Source organism: Endozoicomonas atrinae, from assembly GCF_001647025.1.
Classification (GTDB): domain Bacteria; phylum Pseudomonadota; class Gammaproteobacteria; order Pseudomonadales; family Endozoicomonadaceae; genus Endozoicomonas; species Endozoicomonas atrinae.
This window is the reverse complement of the sequence record NZ_LUKQ02000002.1, coordinates 58271-79819: the sequence shown is the minus strand read 5'-3', so window position 1 is coordinate 79819 and position 21549 is coordinate 58271. Positions and strand designations below refer to the sequence as shown.

9 protein-coding genes and 1 pseudogene are annotated in these 21549 nt (G+C 48.4%); 4 read left to right on the top strand and 6 right to left on the bottom strand.

Features of this window, described 5'->3' with window-relative positions; all coding sequences use genetic code 11:
• Positions 1–190: pseudogene (locus AK963_RS35020) on the top strand (IS630 family transposase); the annotation flags it as partial.
• Positions 191–240: 50 nt separating this feature from the next.
• Complete coding sequence (locus AK963_RS00870) at positions 241–1731, top strand: serine aminopeptidase domain-containing protein (protein ID WP_066013257.1); 1491 nt, start codon at positions 241–243, stop codon at positions 1729–1731.
• Positions 1732–1841: 110 nt separating this feature from the next.
• Here AK963_RS00870 and ansA read toward each other — a convergent pair whose 3' ends face one another.
• Together ansA and nhaC are read right to left on the bottom strand one after the other, a co-directional pair.
• The gene (ansA, locus tag AK963_RS00865) at positions 1842–2855 is read right to left on the bottom strand and encodes an asparaginase (protein ID WP_066013256.1); all 1014 of its coding nucleotides are present in this window, start codon (positions 2853–2855) and stop codon (positions 1842–1844) included.
• A 196-nt stretch (positions 2856–3051) separates the two neighbouring features.
• A complete protein-coding gene (nhaC, locus tag AK963_RS00860) occupies positions 3052–4482 on the bottom strand; it encodes a Na+/H+ antiporter NhaC (protein ID WP_066013254.1) in 1431 nt (476 codons plus the stop codon).
• A gap of 309 nt (positions 4483–4791) precedes the next feature.
• On the opposite strand from nhaC, the gene AK963_RS00855 reads away from it, so the two are divergent.
• Positions 4792–6024 carry a cation:dicarboxylate symporter family transporter gene (locus tag AK963_RS00855; protein ID WP_066013252.1) on the top strand — a complete coding sequence of 411 codons (1233 nt, stop codon included), beginning with the start codon at positions 4792–4794 and terminating at the stop codon, positions 6022–6024.
• Positions 6025–6124: 100 nt separating this feature from the next.
• Here AK963_RS00855 and recD read toward each other — a convergent pair whose 3' ends face one another.
• The 4 genes from recD to AK963_RS00835 form a co-directional block, all read right to left on the bottom strand.
• Complete coding sequence (recD, locus tag AK963_RS00850) at positions 6125–8143, bottom strand: exodeoxyribonuclease V subunit alpha (RefSeq protein ID WP_066013250.1); 2019 nt, start codon at positions 8141–8143, stop codon at positions 6125–6127.
• On the bottom strand, positions 8137–11838 hold the full coding sequence (recB, locus tag AK963_RS00845; RefSeq protein ID WP_083232372.1) for an exodeoxyribonuclease V subunit beta: 3702 nt from the start codon (positions 11836–11838) through the stop codon (positions 8137–8139). The genes recD and recB overlap by 7 nt, the downstream gene beginning before the upstream one ends.
• The gene (gene recC, locus AK963_RS00840) at positions 11835–15167 is read right to left on the bottom strand and encodes an exodeoxyribonuclease V subunit gamma (protein ID WP_066013248.1); all 3333 of its coding nucleotides are present in this window, start codon (positions 15165–15167) and stop codon (positions 11835–11837) included. Before recC ends, recB begins: the two co-directional genes overlap by 4 nt.
• Positions 15168–15246: 79 nt before the next feature.
• Entirely contained in the window at positions 15247–15534 is a 288-nt protein-coding gene (locus AK963_RS00835; RefSeq protein ID WP_066013246.1) for a hypothetical protein, read from the bottom strand.
• 208 nt (positions 15535–15742) lie between these two features.
• Between AK963_RS00835 and AK963_RS00830 the strand changes: the two genes are divergently transcribed.
• Positions 15743–21478, top strand: a complete 5736-nt coding sequence (locus tag AK963_RS00830; protein WP_066013243.1) for a response regulator — start codon at positions 15743–15745, stop codon at positions 21476–21478.
• Positions 21479–21549: the final 71 nt, after the last annotated feature.

Genomic DNA, 21549 nt, shown 5'->3' with positions numbered 1-21549 from the left:
ACCATTCGCACCGGAGTTAAACAGCTCAGAAAGGCTATGGGAGTGGATGCGGGAGCATGACTTATCAAACAAAGCATTTTCAGGTTATGAAAATATTGTAGATTGTTGCTGTGAAGCTTGGAATAACCTTTGCAGCGAAGCTGGTCGACTGTTCAGTCTGTGCTCCCGTGATTGGGCAGTTATACAGTAGTTAGAAAATTCAATTGGTATGACTAGCAATTACGGTCGGAGGGGAGTGGGATGGATGGAACTCATGGTAAAGCCTTAACATTTTCGTCAATGTCTACAATGTGTCCTCCTGATACCAGGGAGCTGGATGAAAAGCAGCCTGTTAAGACCATTGAGGGAGGAGGTTCTCTTTCTGTGGCAGTTGATTCCGGAGCAGCAAAACTCATTGGACGGGACAGAAGAAAAGAACCTGAAGTTAAGACTTCACTATTTTCACGGGTTATTTCAGTAGTACTGTATCCCTTTAAGTGGCTGCTGGAAAACCGCTTTGGCCTTGCCAAACTGGCTGGGGCAGCATTGGTTCCTTCTCAGTTTGAGAGAGTGTGCGACTCTGAATTATCTGCTTTGCAGGCAAATGAACTTTGTGAAACGACATTTGACGACAAGAGGAGCTATGAACGGGTCAGCGTGAAAGACGGAGATACAGAGCTGGAAGCCGTTATTTGTTATCCACCAGGTTGGCATCATAAAGAGTGTGAAACAGCAGATTGTGTTGTTTTTAATAACCCCAATGCCATCACAGTAGCCGGTCTGTTTAATTTGGATAATACGTTGAATGAATCTTTCCTTCCGGGTGCCATTCAGCAAATAAAGGCATGTCCGGTCATTCTTTATGACTATCGTGGAACCGGAATGAATAAAACGTCCTCCGCTCCCTGGCCAACTGCAAATACGATCGTGAAGGATGCCTCGGCTGTTCTTAAATATGCTGCTGAGCGTTTCCGTTTCGGTCACTTGACCGTGGCAGGAAGCTCTCTAGGCGGAGGCGTCGCTACTGCCAGTTTGGAAAGAGTATTGAATGAAAGTGACTCTCTCACGTCAGACCGGGTCAGCCTGATTAATCATGACTCCTTTACCACTTCAGGGCGAGTGGTGATCCCCCGCTTTCCACGGTTTGCAGATGCATTAGCCTGGTTGTTGGGTGGAAACCTTAATGCACTGAAGCCTATGAAAAAGCTGATTGACCGGAAAGTATCTATTACCGTGATCAATAATCTTGACGATCATGTTATTCCTCATGGGGCAAGGATGCTCGAAAGTGTCCGGGAAATGGGCGACAGACCACATATTAAAACGGTTGATGACTGTATTCCAAAGGTGCATGCCATATTGACCGAGAAGATATATCGGGAATTAAGCGAATCTCTGGGGCGACCATGCCCTGCTGCTTCTCGGTCTGTTGAAGATGAAAAAACGATGAAAATGGTGGCGCAGAATACACTTCGACATGATACAGACGAAGAAAGTGCAGAGTCTCTGGATGATCTGGTACTTGAGGATATAAGCAGGCTTTTTTCTGATGATGAGAGCCCGCAACCTGAAGTTGTCTATAATGGTCACCCTGATCGTCTGTCAGGGACTGATGAAGCGCTCTTTATGCAGGATATAACGCCGTCGCAGGGATGTGGGGATAAGGATGGCATTCTGGAGGAGGCTGTCGAGCAGAGTAGATATGAACAGGGCCAGTGGGCAATGCGACTGGAGAAAAGTGCAACAATTTAGTGCAGTATCCTGCAATTTGAGTTGTTTATGCATTACACACCCCTTGGGTGGGCAACTCTGTTGATGAGTGCTGGAGCGGCTTGAGCCGCTCCTGAAATGCGCGGAGGGTATCAGATAGAGACTTCACCAGCCAGATTGACACTGAGCATGGCTTTGACTTCTTCGGTACTGAGACCCAGAGAGTAAAGGTGATGAAGTTTGCAGAACATGGCTTCGGTTGTGGTATCCAAGCCTCCCACAATACCTGCTTTGGCAAGCGCTGAGCCAGCAGCATAACTGCCCTGGTGAACTGTGCCCCGATGGCACTGGGTAAGGTTTACAATCAGCTTGCCATCTGCAGTTGCCTTAGCGAAGGTATCCAGCAGGGCATGGTCAGCATCTGGGCCGTTTCCCGTACCGTAAGTACGCAGAATAAAGGCGTCCATTGGCTGATTAAGGGCAGACTCCATCCACTGGGCATTAATACCCGGGAACAGCTGCAGAATGCCAACATGGGTTTCTGAATCGCATTCCAGCTGAAATTTTTCTTTCCCCTTCGGTTGCCACAGGAGGGTTTCATTGAGCTCTACATGGATATCTGCGCGACCAAGCCACGGATAATTCGGACTGTCAAAGGCATCAAACAGATAGGCGTTCAGCTTACGTGAACGGTTGCCTCTCAATAAACGGCCATTGAAATAGAGGCAAACTTCTTTGATTCGATCATCAGCGGCCATGGTCAGGGCACCAACCAGATTTTCCAGACCATCGGTGCGGGCTTCACACAGAGGAATCTGAGAGCCGGTGAAGATGACCGGTTTCTGAAGGTTCTGCAGCATAAAAGAGATCATGCTGCAGGAATAAGCCATGGTATCCGTACCGTGCAGAACCACGAAACCGTCGAACTGTTCATAGCGGCTGGCAATATCAGAAGCGATTTGCTTCCAGTTATCCGGACGGATATTGCTGGAGTCAATCAGTTGAGGGTACTCATAGAGCTCGAACTCTGGCAGGCTGGCCATTACATCGGGTGGAAGCTTCTCTTCCAGAAGTCCCATCAGATTATCGCCGGGTACATAACCTGACTCTGAAGGGCGCATGCCAATGGTTCCACCGGTGTAAGCAACGTAGATTTTCTTGCTCATGACTTTTCCTAATGCTTTTTATCTCAAGAAACAGCCTGCTTCCTGATGTAAGCGGCGATTCTCATTGGGAAATGGACTTTTATCAAGTCTATCACTTCCATGCATCGCTTGGTTGATCTGAGGCAGAGGCTGAAAAAAACGCCGCCCTGTTTATGACAACCCGGGCGGCGTTGAGAATGAATGATTAAGTGACTGGTCAGGCAGTAGCCATCTGGCCGTGAACTGCGTGATCTTCTGCTTTTTTCACGTACTTGCCATCGACTGGACGGAATTTACCCATGTAGGCAAAGGCAACAACCAGACCGATACTGATGAAGCTCATCCACATGTAAGGAACGTATGCGAAAGTAGATACACCAAGCAGGCCAGCCATGAAGATACCGTTGTCAGACCATGGCACCATACCGGAGGTCAGAGTACCGCCGAATTCAGAGCTGCGAGAGAGCATGCGACGGTCAACACCCATGCGGTCGTAGTTACCGGACATGATCTTTGGAGTCAGGATCAGCGATACGTACATCGCAGAACCGAATACGTTAGCCAGGAAGGCCGTCACAACGGTGTAGGCTGTCAGGTTGCCTTCGTTGGTGATGCGGTTTTCAAAAGTGCGTGCGATGGTTTCCAGGATACCAACTTTATCCAGCAGGCCACCGAAGCCCAGGCCGAAGATGATAACTGCAACAGAGCCCAGCATGTTAACCATACCACCCCGATTCAGAATGTTGTCCAGGAAGGCATTACCGGAATCGACTGTCAAAGGAGCCCACAGCGCATTCATCGCTTCAATTGGCGTACGGTCCTGAAACAGAACAGCCCAGATCATACCCAGGCCAGCCCCCAGCATGATGACAGGGTAGGATGGGAATTTCTTGGCCAGCAGGAACAGGACGATAGCTACTGGGACAAACGCCATGATGGAGATGCTGAAGTTCTCATCCATCAGGTTCATGACTTCCTGAACCTGGGCCATATCCGCACTGCCGCCGAACTGGAAGCCGTATACAGTGAAAGCGATGGCGGTTAGAACATAAGCTGTCAAACTGATTGGCAGCATGCCCTTGATGTGGTCAACAATCTCAACTTCGGACATAGAGGAAGCAAGGATAACGCTGTCAGACAGGGGAGAAAGTTTATCACCGAAGTAAACACCGGACAGGATGGCACCGGCAGTAACAGGAGCAGGAACACCCAGACCCTGACCAATACCCATCATGGCAATACCGGCAGTACCGGCAGCACCCCATGAGGTACCGGTTGCCAGGGCTGTCATGGAACAGATCACCATGGTGGCCAGCAGGAAGATGGATGGATGTATGGTCTTCAGGCCGTAGTAAATGATGGAAGGAACAATGCCTCCAGCAATCCAGGTGCCGACCAGTGCGCCTACTGCAATCAGAATCAGAATCGCGCCGGTACCTTTGAAGATACCTTCAGCGGCAGCCGCTTCAAGATCCTTGTAGTTGTGGCCCAGCTTGACACCCAGTCCCATGGCAAGGAACCAGCCTATGCAGAGTGCTAATTGAATAGGAAGGTTCAGTTTGGCGGTAAACGCAAAAGCGAGAACCAGAAAGGTACCTAATACCAGGGACACTTGTCCCATAGAAGGTAACTTGATCTTCTGCTCCATGAATGAACTCCGAGGGTTTATTAATTTAATCAATGCGTTATCTAGCTATTAGCTTCCTTAGCTATAGGCATCGTGCGGGCATATCCTAACGATTTGGCGGGTATGTTTTTTGATCTATGTCAGAAAATGACAGCGATTCCTTACGTTCTCTTTAGAAAAGCTTTAGAAAAGTGAAAAACAGTGCGCTGGGACAACTTTTGTTCGAATTTGTAAAATTTCAGGGTGAGAGGACTGTCACATTTTGACGATACAGAAAAAAAGTCTATGTTTTCATCACAGTCAGTCTGATAACTATGGAAGGGGAGAGTCGTGAAGATTGTTGAGCATCTTGCCAAAGTAAAACTGCCGGCCATGCTTCTGGTGGTTCTTTTTATCCCTTTTCTTACAGACTCCTGGGTGAGTTATGACGTTAAATCGTTTTTTTTCTCCTTGAGTCTCACCATTAAGTCGCTGTTGGTTTTTGTTCTTCCATTCATTGTTTTCAGCTTTGTGGTCACCTGTCTCGCCAGAATGGGGAAGAGCGCTCTGCTGTTTACCCTTTTGTTGATCGTGATGGTGTTCGCTTCCAATATCACTGCCATTTTTACCGGGTATACGATAGGCAGTGTAATGGTGCCGCTGATATCAATGCCTATCACCCTTGATGCACTGGATGGCAGTGGCCTGGCGACCATGTGGGTATTTGAATTGCCCCCTCTTTTCACCAACATGAATGCCTTAATTGTGGGGTTCATTGCAGGAATGCTGGTGAATCTGCTGGATATTCAACCATTAAGAGAGCTTTTCTTTCGTGCAAGTGATGTTTCCAGCTGGTTTCTGAAACATATTTTTATCCCAATACTTCCTTTCTTTATCCTTGGATTTGCTTTCAAACTCCATGCTGATGGTATTTTGAGCCAGGCAATATCTGCCTATGGGCCGATTTTGCTGCTGGTTATTGTTTCACAGCTGACGTACCTCTTTATCTATTTTTTTGTCGCAGCCAGGTGCTCATTCCGGGATTTTATAACGTATGTAGGGAACGTATTTCCTGCATGGCTGACTGGGTTAAGTACCGTCTCAAGCGCAGCAAGCATGCCGGTTTTGATTGATAGTACTGAAAAAAATATTGGTAGTCAGATCATGGCAAGAACCATTGTCCCAGCCACAATCAATATTCATACCATTGGCAGCGCGATTGGTTTGACCATACTGGCGCTGGTGACACTGAATACCTTCAATATGCCAATTCCTGACCTTCAGAGTTTTGCCATCTTCGGCTTTTACTATGCACTGGCTAAATTTTCGGTAGCAGCTGTGCCTGGAGGAGTCATCCTTGTAGTAGGGCCAATATTACAGAGTTTGATGGGGTTTTCGGATGAGATGCTGGGGCTAATCACTGCCGTCTATATGATTTTTGACCCTTTTGGTACCGCCATGAATGTCAGTGGTAATGGCGCATTCGCTATTGTATTCTCAAGGCTATGTCAGTGCTTTGGACTAAATGGCGACGATGATGGCAATGAGAATAAAAGCCATGAGCCTGAAAGTAGCGCTGCTTGATGGATTGAGAGCCTCAGAAACCACAAAGAACTATTAGAGAAAGTTGTCATTTTTTCTCTGCATCTTGTGATTCCTGCGTTAACTACTTATGGTTTGGTTTTTATTGAACCAGACGCCGATAAAGACCCGATTGTCTTTTGGTTGGAGATTTTGCCGCTTTGATCAAGATACCCATTTCGGCAAAGAGTGTAAGTTTTGACTTGGCTCGGGTAATACCCGTGTATACCAGCTCACGGGTGATGATGGGGCTGTCTTTATCCGGTAAGACCATGACAACATCCGCAAACTCAGAACCCTGACTTTTGTGAATGGTCATGGCAAAGACGGTCTCATGTTCAGGAAGTCGACTGGGAAGAAACTGCCTGACCTGTTTATCGGGCAACTGAAAAGCAATCCTGAGTCGACCATCAGAGCCTCTGATGGTAATCCCAATATCACCATTGTACAGGCCAAGCCCGTGGTCATTACGGGTGATCAGGATGGGGCGCCCTTCGTACCATTGCCCAGTCACTTCAATGAGACCTTTTTGTTGAAGGGCTTTTTGTATTTCTTCGTTCAGGCCTGAAATACCATATGGGCCTTCTCTCAGAGCACATAACACCTGAAACTGGTTAAAGGCATCGAGAATAAGGTGAGTTTCAGCCTTCTGTTTAATCAGTTCCAAGTAGTGATGGTAGGATTCAACAGATTGTTGTATCAATTGCGGATAACCGGAGTCTCTAGCGATGGAAAAGAGCTCAATATCGTCAAAGCCTGATGCGAATACCGATTTCAGAGTTCGATGATCGTTGTTGTTGATGGCTTTTGCCAGACTGCCTATACCCGAATGAGCGTCAAAGCGGTAGCTTTTGCGAAGCAGGCAAAGGCTGTCTGAAACTGAGTTGGGTGCATAAGTCTGTTCAGGCTTCCTTGTAAGAAGATCATGTTTATGAAGCTCATGCCCCGTTAACACTTCCAGCAGATTGCGCTGTTCGTCTGAGTAGCCAAAGCTGGCTGCTGCACAGATATCACCGAGAACGCTGCCAGCTTCCACCGACGATAACTGGTCACGGTCACCTAACAGAATTAACCGGGCATGATCTGGCAGTGCTTCCAGTAAACGGCTCATCAGTGGCAGATCGATCATGGATGCTTCATCAACTACCAGAATATCCAGATGCAACCGGTTGTTTTTATTATGAACAAATCCTGCTTTCCCGGGAATGACACCCAGTAAGCGATGCAGGGTACCAGCCTGGGCAGGGATCCTCTCTCTTACCCTTTCACTGCAGTTGATTTTTGCCAGGGCTCCCCCAATGGATTCTGTTAAGCGGGCTGCAGCCTTGCCGGTGGGGGCAACCAGTTTAATATCCGGAGGTGAATGGCGTTTTAGGCCTAGCTCTGTGAGAAGAGCAAGAAGCCGGGTGACGGTTGTGGTTTTGCCGGTTCCCGGACCGCCACTGATGACTGAAAATGAGCGGCTTGCCGCCAGTGCCGCTGCAATTTTCTGCCAGTTCAGGCACGCCGACTCTGGAATAAGAGAATCCAGGGTATCGGTATCGGCCCCCTGGTTAACTGCATCCAGAATAGCTTTCCAATCCAGCCCATCAATTGACTCAATATCCAGCCATTTAATGAGTTCAGTTTTCTGACTGGCTTCGGACTTACCATTGCACTGTTGAGCCAGGTAGTGGTAATCCCTGGTAAAAAGCCTCTGCAATATTGAGCGGGCTTCATCCGTATCCAATGCCTCTGTGCTTCTGCTCTTGAGAAAGCTGGCGACAGTGCGTTCGTATTGCCAGTATCGGTAGAGATAAAGGCGGTCACTATCGAGAACCAGGGGAGTTGGCCTATTGCCTTCACCCACAATTTGAGTGCTTTTAAGGTTGGTCAACCACTGCTCTTTAGGGATGGCAATGGAATCCATCAGTTGGGAGCTTTCTTTCTCATCCAGTCCAAAAAGGGTGAAGTCCGACGCCAGAGACATGCATACATTACCCTGTCCCAGTTCAAAGCTGACATTGGCGGCCGCCAGAGTCAGTAACGGGTCTGGGTTCATGGAGTGAATCAGTTTGGCGAATTGATAATCCAGGGCACGAATAACTCCCTGCTGTTCCAGAGTCTGCAGCTGATTTAACATGTTATCAGCTCCTCTACTTCACTACTAACGTCTTCACCCCTGAAAAGCTGATCCAGGCCGTTGATGAGCTCGAAAGAGGGCTTATGGCTAAATATCCCGTGTTGCTCAGGATCGTTCATCTGAACCCCGCGTAGAAAAAGGTAGATGGCACCACCAAAATGCTTGTCATAGTCGTAATCTGGTACACGTTGCCTGAGCAGTCGGTGCAGTGCCAGAGAATACAGCTGGTATTGCAGGTCGTATCGATGCTCTACCATGACGTTTTCCATGGCTTTCCTGGAATAATCACTGAAGGTATTTCCCAGCCAGTTTGATTTGTAATCGAGTACATACCAGCGTCCCTGGTATTCAAAGGTCAGGTCAATAAATCCTTTCAACATGCCTTTCATGTAGTGGAACTGCAGCTCTCCGGCTCTGGCGCTGAGAAGGTCATGTCGAGCAATCAGTTGGTTCAGGCTCTGTGGGTTCAGCTGTTCGATAGGCAGGTAAAATTCCATCTCAACTCGTCGCGCTGAATCCTGCAGGTTCATAAGACGAAGATTTTCCCCATCCAGCGGTGTGTTGAGGCAATTAAACAGCATGCTTTTGGTGGCCGGTAGCCACTCTTCTCCATATCCGGCCCGGGCATGACGATCAACAAGAAAACTGTCGAGATATGAGTCACTATCAGCAGAACGCAGCGTGTTCATATCCAGCTCTTCAAACAGACTGTGCATGAACGTTCCCGGTTGAGCCCCTTTTGGAAAGTTGAACAGACTTAAAGGGTCTATGGGGACTTCAGCCTGCTGGTTATCCTGGGCAGTATGCTGTTCATTGATGGCATCAGTATCAAAGCCTGGTAATTCATTGCTGGCATCTGCCGGTGATCCCGAGCTGTGCCGTGAAAGGGCTGAATAGCTGGTGGTCCACCAGTTTTTTTCAATATTTCCTTTGAAACTCCGGGCACTTAACGACTGTTCTTGTGGAATCACTGGAGTAAAGGGAGGTAAGGTGGCTGCTGGTGGTTCAGAAATCACAATCTGTTGTTGACCGCAGCATCCAGCCATTTGCTCCAGCAACACGCTAAGATCCTGACTAACAATGTCCGACCCCTGGTTGAGCAGGTAGCCAATCGCGGTCTGATGGAGGTCCGTTTTACCATCTTTACTGACTCTTCCCGATTTGTAGGGTGCCATGCCCAGGTAGCAGCAGTAGACTGAGCGGGTCAGGGCAACATAGAGCAGGCGCAGGTCTTCAGCCAGACGCTCTTTTTCAGAAAGGGTCGAGGCTTCCTCGGATGGCGTTAATGCCAGCCAGGTTTCACTGGTTTGCGGGTCATGGTACAGGGGGGAGTCGGCTTTACGCAGATGGCATGGAAAGGGGATAAAGACCACTTTGTATTCCAGCCCCTTGGACTTGTGAATGGTAATGATCTTGACCAGATTTCGCTCGCTCTCCAGATGCAACTGTTGATCATCAGCATTGTGATTAGGTCTGATGATCTGTTCGGAAAACCAGCGGGCCAGAGCTGCTGCTCCCTGCTGTTGAAGGCTGGCAGCAGCCAGCAGCTCGCCCATATGCAGCAGGTCTGTCAGTCGGCGTTCCCCATCCTGAAATGAGAGCAGTCGTTCGGCAATCTTCCGGTGGAAGATGAGCTGCCGCAGCATGGGCAGAATACCTTTGTTCTGCCAGAGTTCTCCATAGTGGGTGAACTCTTCTACTGCACTTTCCCAGGCTTGCTCATCAACATTGAGTGCGTCCAGCGACAGGGCATCAAGATGAAAAAGCGAGGTTGCCAGCGCGGCTTTCAACACTCGCTCGCTGGTGGGGTGCAGGCAGGCCTGCAGTACTTTCTCCAGGTCAGACGCCTCCTGTGAAGTAAACACCGAGTCCTGGTTACTCAGGTAAATACTGGCGATGTTCTGTGCTGCCAGGGCTTCACGAATCTTTTGTCCATGTCGGCCACTGCGGACCAGAACGGCAATATCTCCGGGTTGTAAAGGTGTTTGCCGGTCTCCATTGTGAATATTGCAGTTACCCCGATCTGCGGCTGAGAGCAGGCGATTGATCTCGGTCGCGGTTGCCTGACTCATGGTATCCAGATAGTTCTCGGCATTGATGGTTGGTCCATCCATGGGCTGTTGCAGCCACAGGGTCATTGAGGGCAGTGCTTCCCCCTCATGATAAAGGCGTTTCTGTGATGCTCCCGGTGATGGGTGAACGGGGTCAAAAGGTATGCTGTCGTTGTAAATAAAGGGTGTGGCCGAATGTTGAAATATCGTGTTAACCGCAGACACCATTGCATCGCTTGAGCGCCAGTTGGTATCCAGCGTGTAATGACTGTGTACCTGTTGCCTGGCCTGCATGTAGGTGAAAATATCAGCACCACGGAAGGCATAGATGGCCTGCTTGGGGTCACCGATCATAAACAGGCCAACGCCAGGGTCACCGCCTTCCATGTAGATCTTGTTGAAAATACGGTACTGAAGGGGGTCGGTATCCTGAAATTCATCAATCATCGCTATGCGATACTGGCTGCGTATAGCCTGGGCCAGCAGTTCACTATCACCGGCATTCTCTCCTGAATTGGCCCCAGCGAACAATGCGTGGGCCAGGTTGGTCAGCAGGTCGTCAAAGGAAAGCTGATAACGGCTGGCTTTCAATTGTGTCAGCTGGGATTTGATATGCTGCAGTGCATCCCGGGTGATCAAACCTTGAAGCGCTTCTTTAAGAGAGAGGGGCAAACTCAGGAATTCATCAATTTTCCGGAAAATGGGGTGTTCCGGCAACTTGCCAGTTTTTAACAGACTTTTCTGTAACACTTCGGTGCCGTATATCTCCCAGCTGTCTTTATCCAGATTGGGTATCAGGTCGTCAGAGGCAAGAAAACGCGGCATTTCACCGAGGCGCTTCAGTGGTTTTCGGTCTTTTCGCAGGCCACAGTTAGTCAGCAGATCCGTGATGGTGTTCTGATCATTCTGCCAGAGTGACTTCAGTTCACTGGCTGGCGTCAAATAGATTCTTCTGAACTCTTCCATTGAGTCCGGAATCTGGTCTCCGGCCAGTTTCAAGTCTGACAAAGGCAGCCAACTGCGCAAATGACTCAGAAGGTCGTTGGGTGTTTTCCAGAGAGTACGGATCAGTTTTACCAGCGGTTTTTCCAGAGGGTAGAAGTTACGGCGCCAGTAGTCTGCAGTACTCAGCTGTAACATGGGCTCTGTATCTGTAATCAGCTCACTGGAGAACAGTGTGCCACTTTCAAAGGCGTGCTGTTTCAGCATGCGCTGGCAGAAGCCGTGAATGGTGAAAATCGCAGCTTCATCCATCTGCTGTTCTGCGGCCAGCAACAGTGCCTGACACTGTTCTGGTTGATCCATATCCTGAATCAGCTGTTGAATGAATGGGTCACTGGATTTGCCTTCAATAAAGGCATCCCGGGTCTGGTGAATTCTGGCCCGAATACGATCTCGTAACTCGCCGGTGGCTGCTTCGGTAAAAGTTACTACCAGTATCTGGTCAACGGTTAACGGGGTTTCATGCTGTGTCTTCTCGCTGCCGTGCCCCAGTAGTATTCGAAGGTAGAGGTTCGCAATAGTATAGGTTTTTCCGGTGCCGGCACTGGCCTCTATCAGGCGGACGCCATGCAGGGGAAGTGCATGAGGATCCAGTGTTTCCGGACAACGGCTGGTCTGGTCTGTGGCAGTTGACTGGCTCATGGCTGCACCTCCTGAAGAGAAGCAAATGCAGGGGCCAGAATCTCTCTGGTAAGGCTGGTCATTTCAGTGAATACGGGTGTCAGCTCAGGATAGACTCGCTGTATGTAGTCATCACTGCACTCACCTCGTAAATGGAAGTCATCACCCGCAAAGGCTTTCTCAGCGGCTTTCTCTGCTTTGTCTGGATTATCATCCGGAGCGGCTTTTAGCCAGCTATAGGCCGTTTCCGGGAACCAGGGAAGCGGCAGGTTCTGCCCCATATGGAAATAATGAACAAGCGTGGTCAGGTATTGTTCTGCTTCCTGCTTAGGAATAACCGGTAGCAGGCGCTCTTTCTCTGGATCATGAATGCGGGTCACTTCTGGATTATCGGTCATACACTGACAAAGGTGCTCAATCCAGCCCCTGATCAGGTCTTTACCTTTAAAACTGGCGGGTCGGTAGCGAAGCATGCCAGGTGCTGAAAAGCCTTTCAGCCAGCCGATCAGATGAACCGGGTTCTGGCAAAATTCGGGGGAGGGAATATGCACGTTGACTTCCCGGTCTTCAGCTGTGCTCTCCAGCTGAATACTTAATCGGTTAGCCATCGGGGTGAGGTCTTTTATCTGCTCATCCAGCAGGATTTGCCCGAAAGCGGAGTGTGGAAGCTCTCCGGTGGATTGAAGCCGCCTGGCAAGGTGCTCCGGATCTTCTTTGTTAATCAGGCTTTCAAGCAGTCCAGCTTTCAATTGGTAGTTCTCCAGCGGCCCCATGGCGAAGGTTTCGGTTTCCTCCAGAGCCTGGTCCTGAACGGAGAAATAGACTTTCAGGCGGCGATTGAAAAAGTAGCGACATGGATTGTTGTAAAACCTCAACAGTTCAGCAAGCTCAACTTCATGGAAGTTAAACCCCTCTTCATTGGGCAGGCGAGCCTGAATGAACTGAGCTGGCTTTTCTTCATTGCGACTGGCTGCGGGTAACCACTCCTTGATGTAACTGTAATAAGGCAGTCCTGTCTGGTCGGATTCAGGATGATCCAGAAAATTTCTGTGACTGAACGGCTGCAGGGGGTGTTCGATAACCAGTTGATCTGAACTCAGGCCAAAGCCCTGTTCGCAGTAGTTGAGCAGTTCGGTTACCAGAACGGATGGTATTCTTTCACTGTTATCCTGTATCCGTCGTCCGACATAGCTGATGTAAAGGATATCCTGTGCAGAGAGCAAAGCCTCAAGAAAAAGATAGCGGTCATCTACCCGGCGTGAGCGGTCGCCGCGCCTGCTGTGCCGGGCAATCAGGTCAAATCCTGCCGGGGCAATACTGCGGGGATAGGCGCCGTCATTCATACCCAGCAGGCAGACAATCTTGAACGGGATGGAGCGCATGGGCATCAATGTGCAGAAATTGACCTGACCTGCCAGGAATCGCTGACTGCTGCGTTCCTGAGTAAGACGCTCTGTCAGATAACTGATAAATACACTTCGTGATAAAGGTTGGCTATACCCTGCTTCCTGCAGCTGTTCATAGAGGTGGGAAAGAGTCTCCCTGACCAGCCTGAGCGCTGATTCGTCCTCTTCCGACCGGGTAAGGAAAAAGCGATCAAGTAGCTGATGGGTGAACTGGATCCACTGTTCAATGGATCGGGTGTTATCCAATTCATTGAGCAATTGCTCAGCACTATCAATAAAACTGGCCAGATAGCCCGCCAGTATTGCATTCATTCCCTGAACCGCATCCATAGGCAAAATATCATCATAGACTCCGGTATTTTCAGGCATGGCATAGCCCAGCAGCATCCTTCTGATTCCAAATAACCAGGAATTGGCCCGTAGCTCTGGCAGGTCAAACCGGGTTTGATGAGCAGGAGTTAATCCCCAGCGTATACCTGACTCATGGGTCCATTGTCTCAGAATGTCCAGGTCACCGGTTGTCAGATTAAAACGATATTGAATGGCAGGTACTTCCAGCAGCTCCATGAGCTCTGGTGCAGAGCAGCGGCTTTTGTCGAGCTCCAGAAGCTTTAGGAATGCAGAAATAACAGGGTGCTCGCTTTTTGCGCTGACATCAGAAATGGCATAGGGAATACGGCGCTGGTCATCGATGCTGCCAAATACGGCCTGAATCCAGGGGGCATAGCTGTCGATATCCGGCAGCATGATCACAATATCTTTTGGGGTCAGGTTCGGGTTCTTCTCAAACATATCGAGTAGGTGGTCATAAAGAACTTCTACCTCTCTGAGTGGGCTGTGACAGCTGTGAAATTGTAGAGATCGGTCGTTTTGCATTTCCGTTTTTCTGCCTTGGACTGTCCGATCGTGCAGTTCGAAAATGTCTTTTTGCAGACAACCGAGCAGAGTATCTTTGTGGTCACTGACAAAGACGTCGATGTCAAAAGCATTCAAGCCATGGAGCTGGTGAAAGTAGTCTCTGCCGAGCTTGCCCATAGAGCCCAGCAGCGGATTACCAATAGAATCCAGATTGTCCAGAGAAAGCCCCTCTTTACTGAACCAGCCTTTATTATCCTGCTGATAATCATTGCCATTCGGTTTCTTTTGATCCAGTAATTTGCGGGCGGCCAGCTTTCGCAGGTATTTGGGGTCCCGTTCATCTCCCCAATAGTGCTGACAGGGGTTGGCAACCATTAAATGGACATCGCACTGGCTGGACATGGCCTCAATGGATTCTACAAAGTGTGGTGGGAGGGCTGAAATACCAAAGATAAACAACCGTTGTGGCAGCTGTGAACTACTGTTTTCATCTGCCATTGCCTGAAGGAAGCGATGGTGCATATTGGCCCTGTGCCAGGGAGACTGGTCAAGTTCAGCGGTCCTTGTGACCAGGGCACGCCATAATTTTGGCTGCCAGGGTTGGTCTGAAGTAATTAGGGAGGTGTCATTCTCCTGTTCCCAGTCCAGAATCCAGTCAGGGCGATAGACAAGGTATTGGTCAAAAATATCTGCAATTTTCCCAGATAGCTGAAACTTTCGAATGTCGTCATCATCACTGGCCAGATATTGAGATAATGACAGGAAGTCCGGATCGTGTTTCAGGGTATCGAGTAGGTCCATCAGCTTCCAGGTCATCGACTCTTTATTAAAGGCGGAGCGGCGGGGAACGTCCGGAAGGACACGGGTGTACATTTGCCAGAGAAAACTGGCAGGCAGAGGAAAATTGATACCGGCTGCAATACCCAGCCCTTTTGCCAGTTCCAGCCTGAGCCACTGGGCCATACCCGGACTTTGGACCAGAATTTGCTCGTCTTCCAATGGATTGGCTGGTGGGTTTTGGCGAAAAAGCTCGACCAGAAGGTCCTTAAGGACATCCAGGTGGTTAGAGTGGTATATCGTCAGCACAGGGAAACGTCGTCATTATCCTAGAGATAAGGCTACTGTCGGCGGTATCCACCATGCTGTCAACCGAATTGGTTGGGTGTCAGGCTTGACCCCGACGAGCAATATTATTTAACAGGCCTGTTTTATTTTTTGAGCTGGTTTGCTGATTACTCTTGGGTTTTCCGCTATATGACTCGTTGATCTCCTGTTCGGCCTTTTGTAGAAGCGCGAGGTCAGGGTTGGTCTTTTGCAGGAAACGTTGGCCGCAGCCCTCACTGAGGTGTAACTTGCTCTTCAATATTTTCATTAAATCCATCAATGATTTAGCCTGAGCAATGGCTTTTTTGCTGGCATCAAGCTGTTTAATGGATAATTGTTCGGTTTCCATGGTATTTACCTGATAGTTATTCTCCTAGTTATTCTAGCAAATGACCGAATTTACCTTCTCTTTAATAGGTGATTGTCTTGATTCAGGGTAAGATAAGTCGGCTTTCCGGTTCCCTGACTTATCTCGAATTACTATGCCTTTCGCACTGAGCCGTTATTTCCGATCGATTTCATGGACTTTAATATCCCTCCTGCTATTTGTTCTGGTCTTGTCTATCAGTTCTGGTCTTTATGCAGATGGTGGCAATAAACCGATCAAAATAGCTTATTTCACAGATGATGCTCCCTGGATGTTTACAAACAGTGAGGGACAGGCCGATGGGCTGGTTCATGATCTATGGAAGTTGTGGGCGGTAAAAAATAATGTAGTTATACAGTTTGTCGCGTCTTCGCCAGGACAAATTGGGGAGCAGCTCATACGTTCGGAGGTTGATGCACTGGCGTATGCACCACCCGGTATTCAAGATGAGTTACGTAAAAGCGGGGCAGAAAGTGCACTGATTTACACGTTTGTTCCTGTGCTCTTCATTGAGAAGAGCCATCAGATCAGCAGCTTTGAAGAGGCACTTGCCAAACTCCGGGTGGGTTATGTCAAAGGACATAACTGTCAGCCCCATCTTAAAAAATTTAATGCTGACGCTGTTGTTGTTCCATTCACTTCTTATTCGTCAATGGCTGGAGCAGCAACGAATCGTGAGGTTGATGCAATACTCGGTGGTCGTGCAAGTTTGAGCTACTACCTGAAAAGCTTGGGGGTTGAGGATGAGTATCAGGTTGTTCAAGCCCCTCTGCAACCGGTTGAGATTAAAGCCTCTATTGCTCCAGATAGACATGATCTTGTCAGAATTGTTCAACATGGGATGGCTAACGTTTCTAATCAGGAGAAGGCTGGGCTTATTGAAGAGTGGTTCAGGTTTACACCTTGTAATCCGGAAAGTCTGGTGGTCGCTCTTGATGCTGGTCTGGCACCATTGTCTTTTATTAATGCGCTGGGTAAGCCTTCAGGCCTATTTGTTGATATCTGGAATTTATGGTCAGAAAAAACTGGAACGCCAGTTAAGTTCAGAGTTAGTCCTATTGGCGAAAATATTGATGCATTAAAAGAGGGTAAGGTCGACGTTATTGCTGCCGTGTCTCCGACGATGGAGCGAAGCCAGTGGATGGCGCTGTCCAACCCCTATTATGGATTGAATACTCGCATTTATTTTCGCCCCACCAGTAAACTGGACGATCCCGGGGCTGAGCTTAATGGCAAAAAACTGGGTGTGATCAGTTCATCAAGTCAGGAGGAGTTTGTTCGCCGCTGGTTGCCGGATGCTTATCCAATTGAGCACAGCAGCGTATCTGAAATGATTGGGAGTCTTTTCTCTGGAGAAATAGACGCATTTCTTGGTGAGCCTGTGATTGTCCAGTCAGCCCTGAATCGTCATGGTCTGGTTGGAGAAGTAAATTCCAGTGAGTACTTTAATCTGAATGAGGCGGTTGGAGCCGGTCTTTTACTGAACCGATCTGCTGATTTATTGCCTGAGTTGAATAATGGGTTTCGAGCCATTACTCCTGATGAATATCGGGCCATTGAAAACCGCTGGATCATCAGTAACAGGGATCGCTATTTCCGCCGCAGTGGTTCAGTGGTTGAGCTGAATGATTCTGAGCGTCGCTGGTTAGGAGAAAATCCAGTAATCAGTGTGCTGGTTGATAATAATAAACCTCCTTTTTCGTATATCAATAGAAGAGGCCAGTGGCAGGGAATAGCCATAGATTATCTCAAGCTTTTGGAGGACAGGCTCGGTATTACCTTTCAGCTTCATCAGGATCCCGTATGGACAAATGCTTTAAGCCAGGCTTATCGGCATTATGTTGATGCGGTAGCGATGCTACAGAAAACGGAAGAGCGCAGCCGTTATCTGAATTTTACCAAGCCACTGGTCAGTGTGCCTGCCGTGATTCTTGCCCGTGTTTCCGACAAAAGCATCCGGTCTCCATCCCATTTAAATGGGAAAAAAGTTGGTTTTACCCCAGGCTATGTCACTTATGAGCTCTTCCGGCAGAAATACCCGGGAATTAATTTTGTCAATATTCCGGATATCGCCACGGGGTTGAATCAGGTTGCCAGTGGGGTTCTTGATGCCATGGTTGTTAACCTGGCTTCTGCAAGTTATGAAATAGAGCGGATGAAAATCACCAACTTGCAGGTCGTTGCCGAGGCTGGTTTTAACTATGACTTCAGCATGGCATCGAGAAACAACGCGCCTGAGCTGGCTTCTATTCTTGAAAAAGCCGTTGATACCATTACTCCGGAAGATCGTGAAGTTCTTGAAAGCAGCTGGCTGTCCATTCAGGGTGGAATGTGGCGACCCAATAAAGAGTTATTTATTGGTCTGGTATTAATTCTGGTGACACTGATTCTCATTGTTTACTGGAATCGTCGCTTGACCATAGAAATTGCCGACCGGGAAAAAGCGGAAGAGGGGCTTAGGGTTCGTTCAGAGCTGGATCGCCTCCTGAGTGATATTTCCAGACATTTTATGGATCAGCCGGTTCATCAAGCCAATGACTATTTTCTGAGTCAGCTTGGGAGCTATCTCAATGCTGAAGCCGTTTGTATCTTCTCCTGGGAGCCTAAAGCTCGAATTGAACATTATTGGACATGCAGGTCTAACCCTGATCCTGCAGCCTTTGAGCCATTGTTTGACCACGACTTTACCGGTGTTTATGGAGAAGTGAAAAAGGATCAGGTCAACATTCTGGTTCGTGATGAGATATTGCAGAAGGGTGACCTGGAAGGGGCTGCCATTCTTGATGGTTTGGGTATCTCCATCGCAGTTTATGCGCCTATGATGCTGTTTGGCCGAGTGGTTGGCGGCATTGGCCTGATTAATATTCCGGTAAAATATCAGGTCTATATCAATGAAATGGATTTGCTGCACCGGATGGGTGAACTGGTTGCGGTTGCTCGTGATCGGCAAAATGCGGAAGATGCTCTGAGGGTCAGTGAAGAGCGTTATCAACTGGCCATGGATGCCGCTTCTGATGGCCTCTGGGACTGGGATGTCCAACGTGACTGGATGTATTTGAGTCCCCGGTATCAGACCATGCTGGGGTATCAGCCAGGGGAACTGTTACACACAATACGCGCCTGGCGTCGATTGCTCCATCCGGAAGACAAAGTATCAACAATACGCTTCTTTGAGCACCAGTTGGCGACTTCTGATAACTCATTTCAGTTCGTTTACCGTATCCGTCGTAAAGATGGCAGTTACGCCACCGTGCGCAGCAAGGGGAAAGTAGTATTCAGGGATGAGATGGGTAGACCAATGCGAGTCATTGGTACGATGGTTGATATTACTCACCAGATTGAGCGTGAACGTGAGTTGTCGATGGCTCGTTTCTCTCTGGATAACGCGGGTGACCATATTCATTGGTTTAGAAGAGACGGCTATCACAAGTATGTCAACGAATCTGCCTGTAAAGCCCTGGGGTTCTCTCAGGAAGAGTTGATGAAACTGTCCATCATGGACATTAATCCGGCGGTTACCCGGAGCTCCTGGAAAAAACTCTGGGAGCAGCTGGTGCTTAGAAAAGGGATGACTTATGAGACGCTGCGAAAAACGTCCGATGGCAGCATCTTTCCAGTAGAAGTAACTGCTAATTACATGGAGTATGAAGGAGAGGGTTACCTCTTTGCTTCCGGGCGAAATATTACCGATCGAAAACAGACGGAAGAAGCGTTACACAAGGCGAAAGAAGTCGCTGATCAGGCTAATCAGGCCAAGAGCAATTTTCTGGCCAATATGAGTCATGAGATTCGAACACCGATGAATGCCATCATTGGCTTGAGTCACCTGGTTCAGGAAACGAAGCTTTCTCATCAGCAGAGGGATTACATCAGTAAAATTCAGATATCAGCACATGATCTTCTGGGTATCATCAACGATATTCTTGATTTCTCAAGGATTGAGGCAGGTAAACTCAATATGGAGAGTATTGAGTTTGATCTTGGCGGTGTTTTTGACAACGTCTATAACCTCAGCAGCATCAAAGCCAGGGAAAAAGGTCTCACTCTCACTTACGATATTCAGTCTGAAGTACCCAGGCATCTAAGAGGTGACCCACTCCGGCTTGGGCAGATACTTATCAACCTGACCCATAATGCGCTCAAGTTCACCAGTGAGGGTGAAGTTAATGTATCGGTTCAGCTGATTTCCAGCCGGCAGGACGTTGTCAGACTTCAGTTCTCGGTATCTGATACGGGCATTGGTATCAGTAAACAGCAGCAGAGTAAGTTGTTTCAGTCATTTTCACAGGTGGATGGTTCAACAACCCGTAAGTTTGGAGGTACCGGACTTGGGCTGGCTATCTGTAAGAACCTTGTGTACATGATGAATGGAGATATTTCTGTTGACTCAGAACCCGGTAAGGGGAGCACTTTCCGGTTTACCGTTGAGCTGGGGGTCGCCCATCAGACCCAGGTACTGGAACAGTCTCTTGAAGGGGTCCGTGTGCTTGTGGTGGATGATAACCCGGAAGCAAGAGCACTTCTGATCAGCCATTTGAAAACATCCGGTTGTGAAACCTGGGAAAGTGGCCATGGTGATGAAGCGCTTTCGTTACTTAAAGAGAAAAATTCCAGTGATCATGAGGCTATTTCCCTGGTGCTGCTGGACTGGAGAATGCCTGATATTGATGGTATTGAACTGGCAGAAAGTATTCATAAACTCAATCTTGCTGTTGATCCCAAGCTGATTATGGTGTCGGCCTATGGTCGCGAAGAGGTTATGGCAAGAGCTTCCGATGAAGTCGATGCTTTTCTGATCAAGCCAGTCAACCGCTCCGTACTGGTAGAGACTATTCTGCGCATGTTGAAGTGTCAGAATAATCCGAAAGCTGAAATTATCGAAGAAGCTCGATTCTGTGAGATTATGCCTAAGGGGCGCATACTGCTGGCTGAGGATAATGAGATCAACCGTCAGGTTGCTCGTGAATTGTTGCAGGGTATGGGGCTTGATGTCGTCATGGTCACGAACGGAGCTGAAGCGGTTGAGAAGGTGAAGAGTGAAGACTTTGATCTGGTCTTTATGGATATACAGATGCCTGAAATGGATGGGTATCAGGCAACACGGATGATCAGGCGAAAGCTTGGCAAAGATAAACTGGTTATCATTGCCATGACAGCTCATGCCATGACTGGTGATAGAGAGCGCTGCCTGCAGGCTGGAATGAATGATCATATTTCCAAGCCATTAAGCCCTGAAGCTCTTAAACAAATGGTACGCCACTGGTTGCAGGTTGGAGAAACTGACGTACTTCATTCTGTGACTTTGGAGCAAACATCTGACAATGCTTCTTGTTTGAAGCTGCCGGGAATAGATGTAGACGAAGCTCTTAAGAGGCTTCAGGGAAATCAGGTGCTTTATGAAAAGTTATTGGCGGACTTCTACAAAGGTCAGAGGGAAGATCTGATTCAATTACAGGAGTTTTTGGAAGCAGAAAAATGGCATGAGGCCTGTCAGTTGATACATGCTTTGAAAGGCGTTGCTGGTAATTTAGGGGCGAACCGGCTTCATGAGCAGGCATCCCAGCTGGAAAATAGCTTGCGAAGACAGTGTGAAATGCCCGACAGCAACTTAATGGACTCGTTTGTTCTGGCCTTTGATCAGGTGATGGAAAGCCTTGAACATTTGCCTCCGGTCAAAGAAGATTTAGAGCCAGCCGGGGAAGGATCTATTGAAGTTGGTGAGTTGAATGAGCTGCTTGATGAGATGGAGCAAAAGCTTAGTGAGGGTGATGTGGATGTAGTTTCTCTCCTTCCAACGCTCATTCAAGGGTTGAAAGATCAGATTGAGCAGAAAGAGCTTAAGTCGTTTCAGGATGCTGTTATCAGTTACGACTTTGACGAAGCCTGTGGGGTGCTGGGGGAAATCAAAAAGAATATCAGCGGATAGTCAGCTCTGGTTGACAGCCGTAGGCTATCCACTCCAGAGTCGGGAGTGACTCTGGGTGGATAAGACCGGTC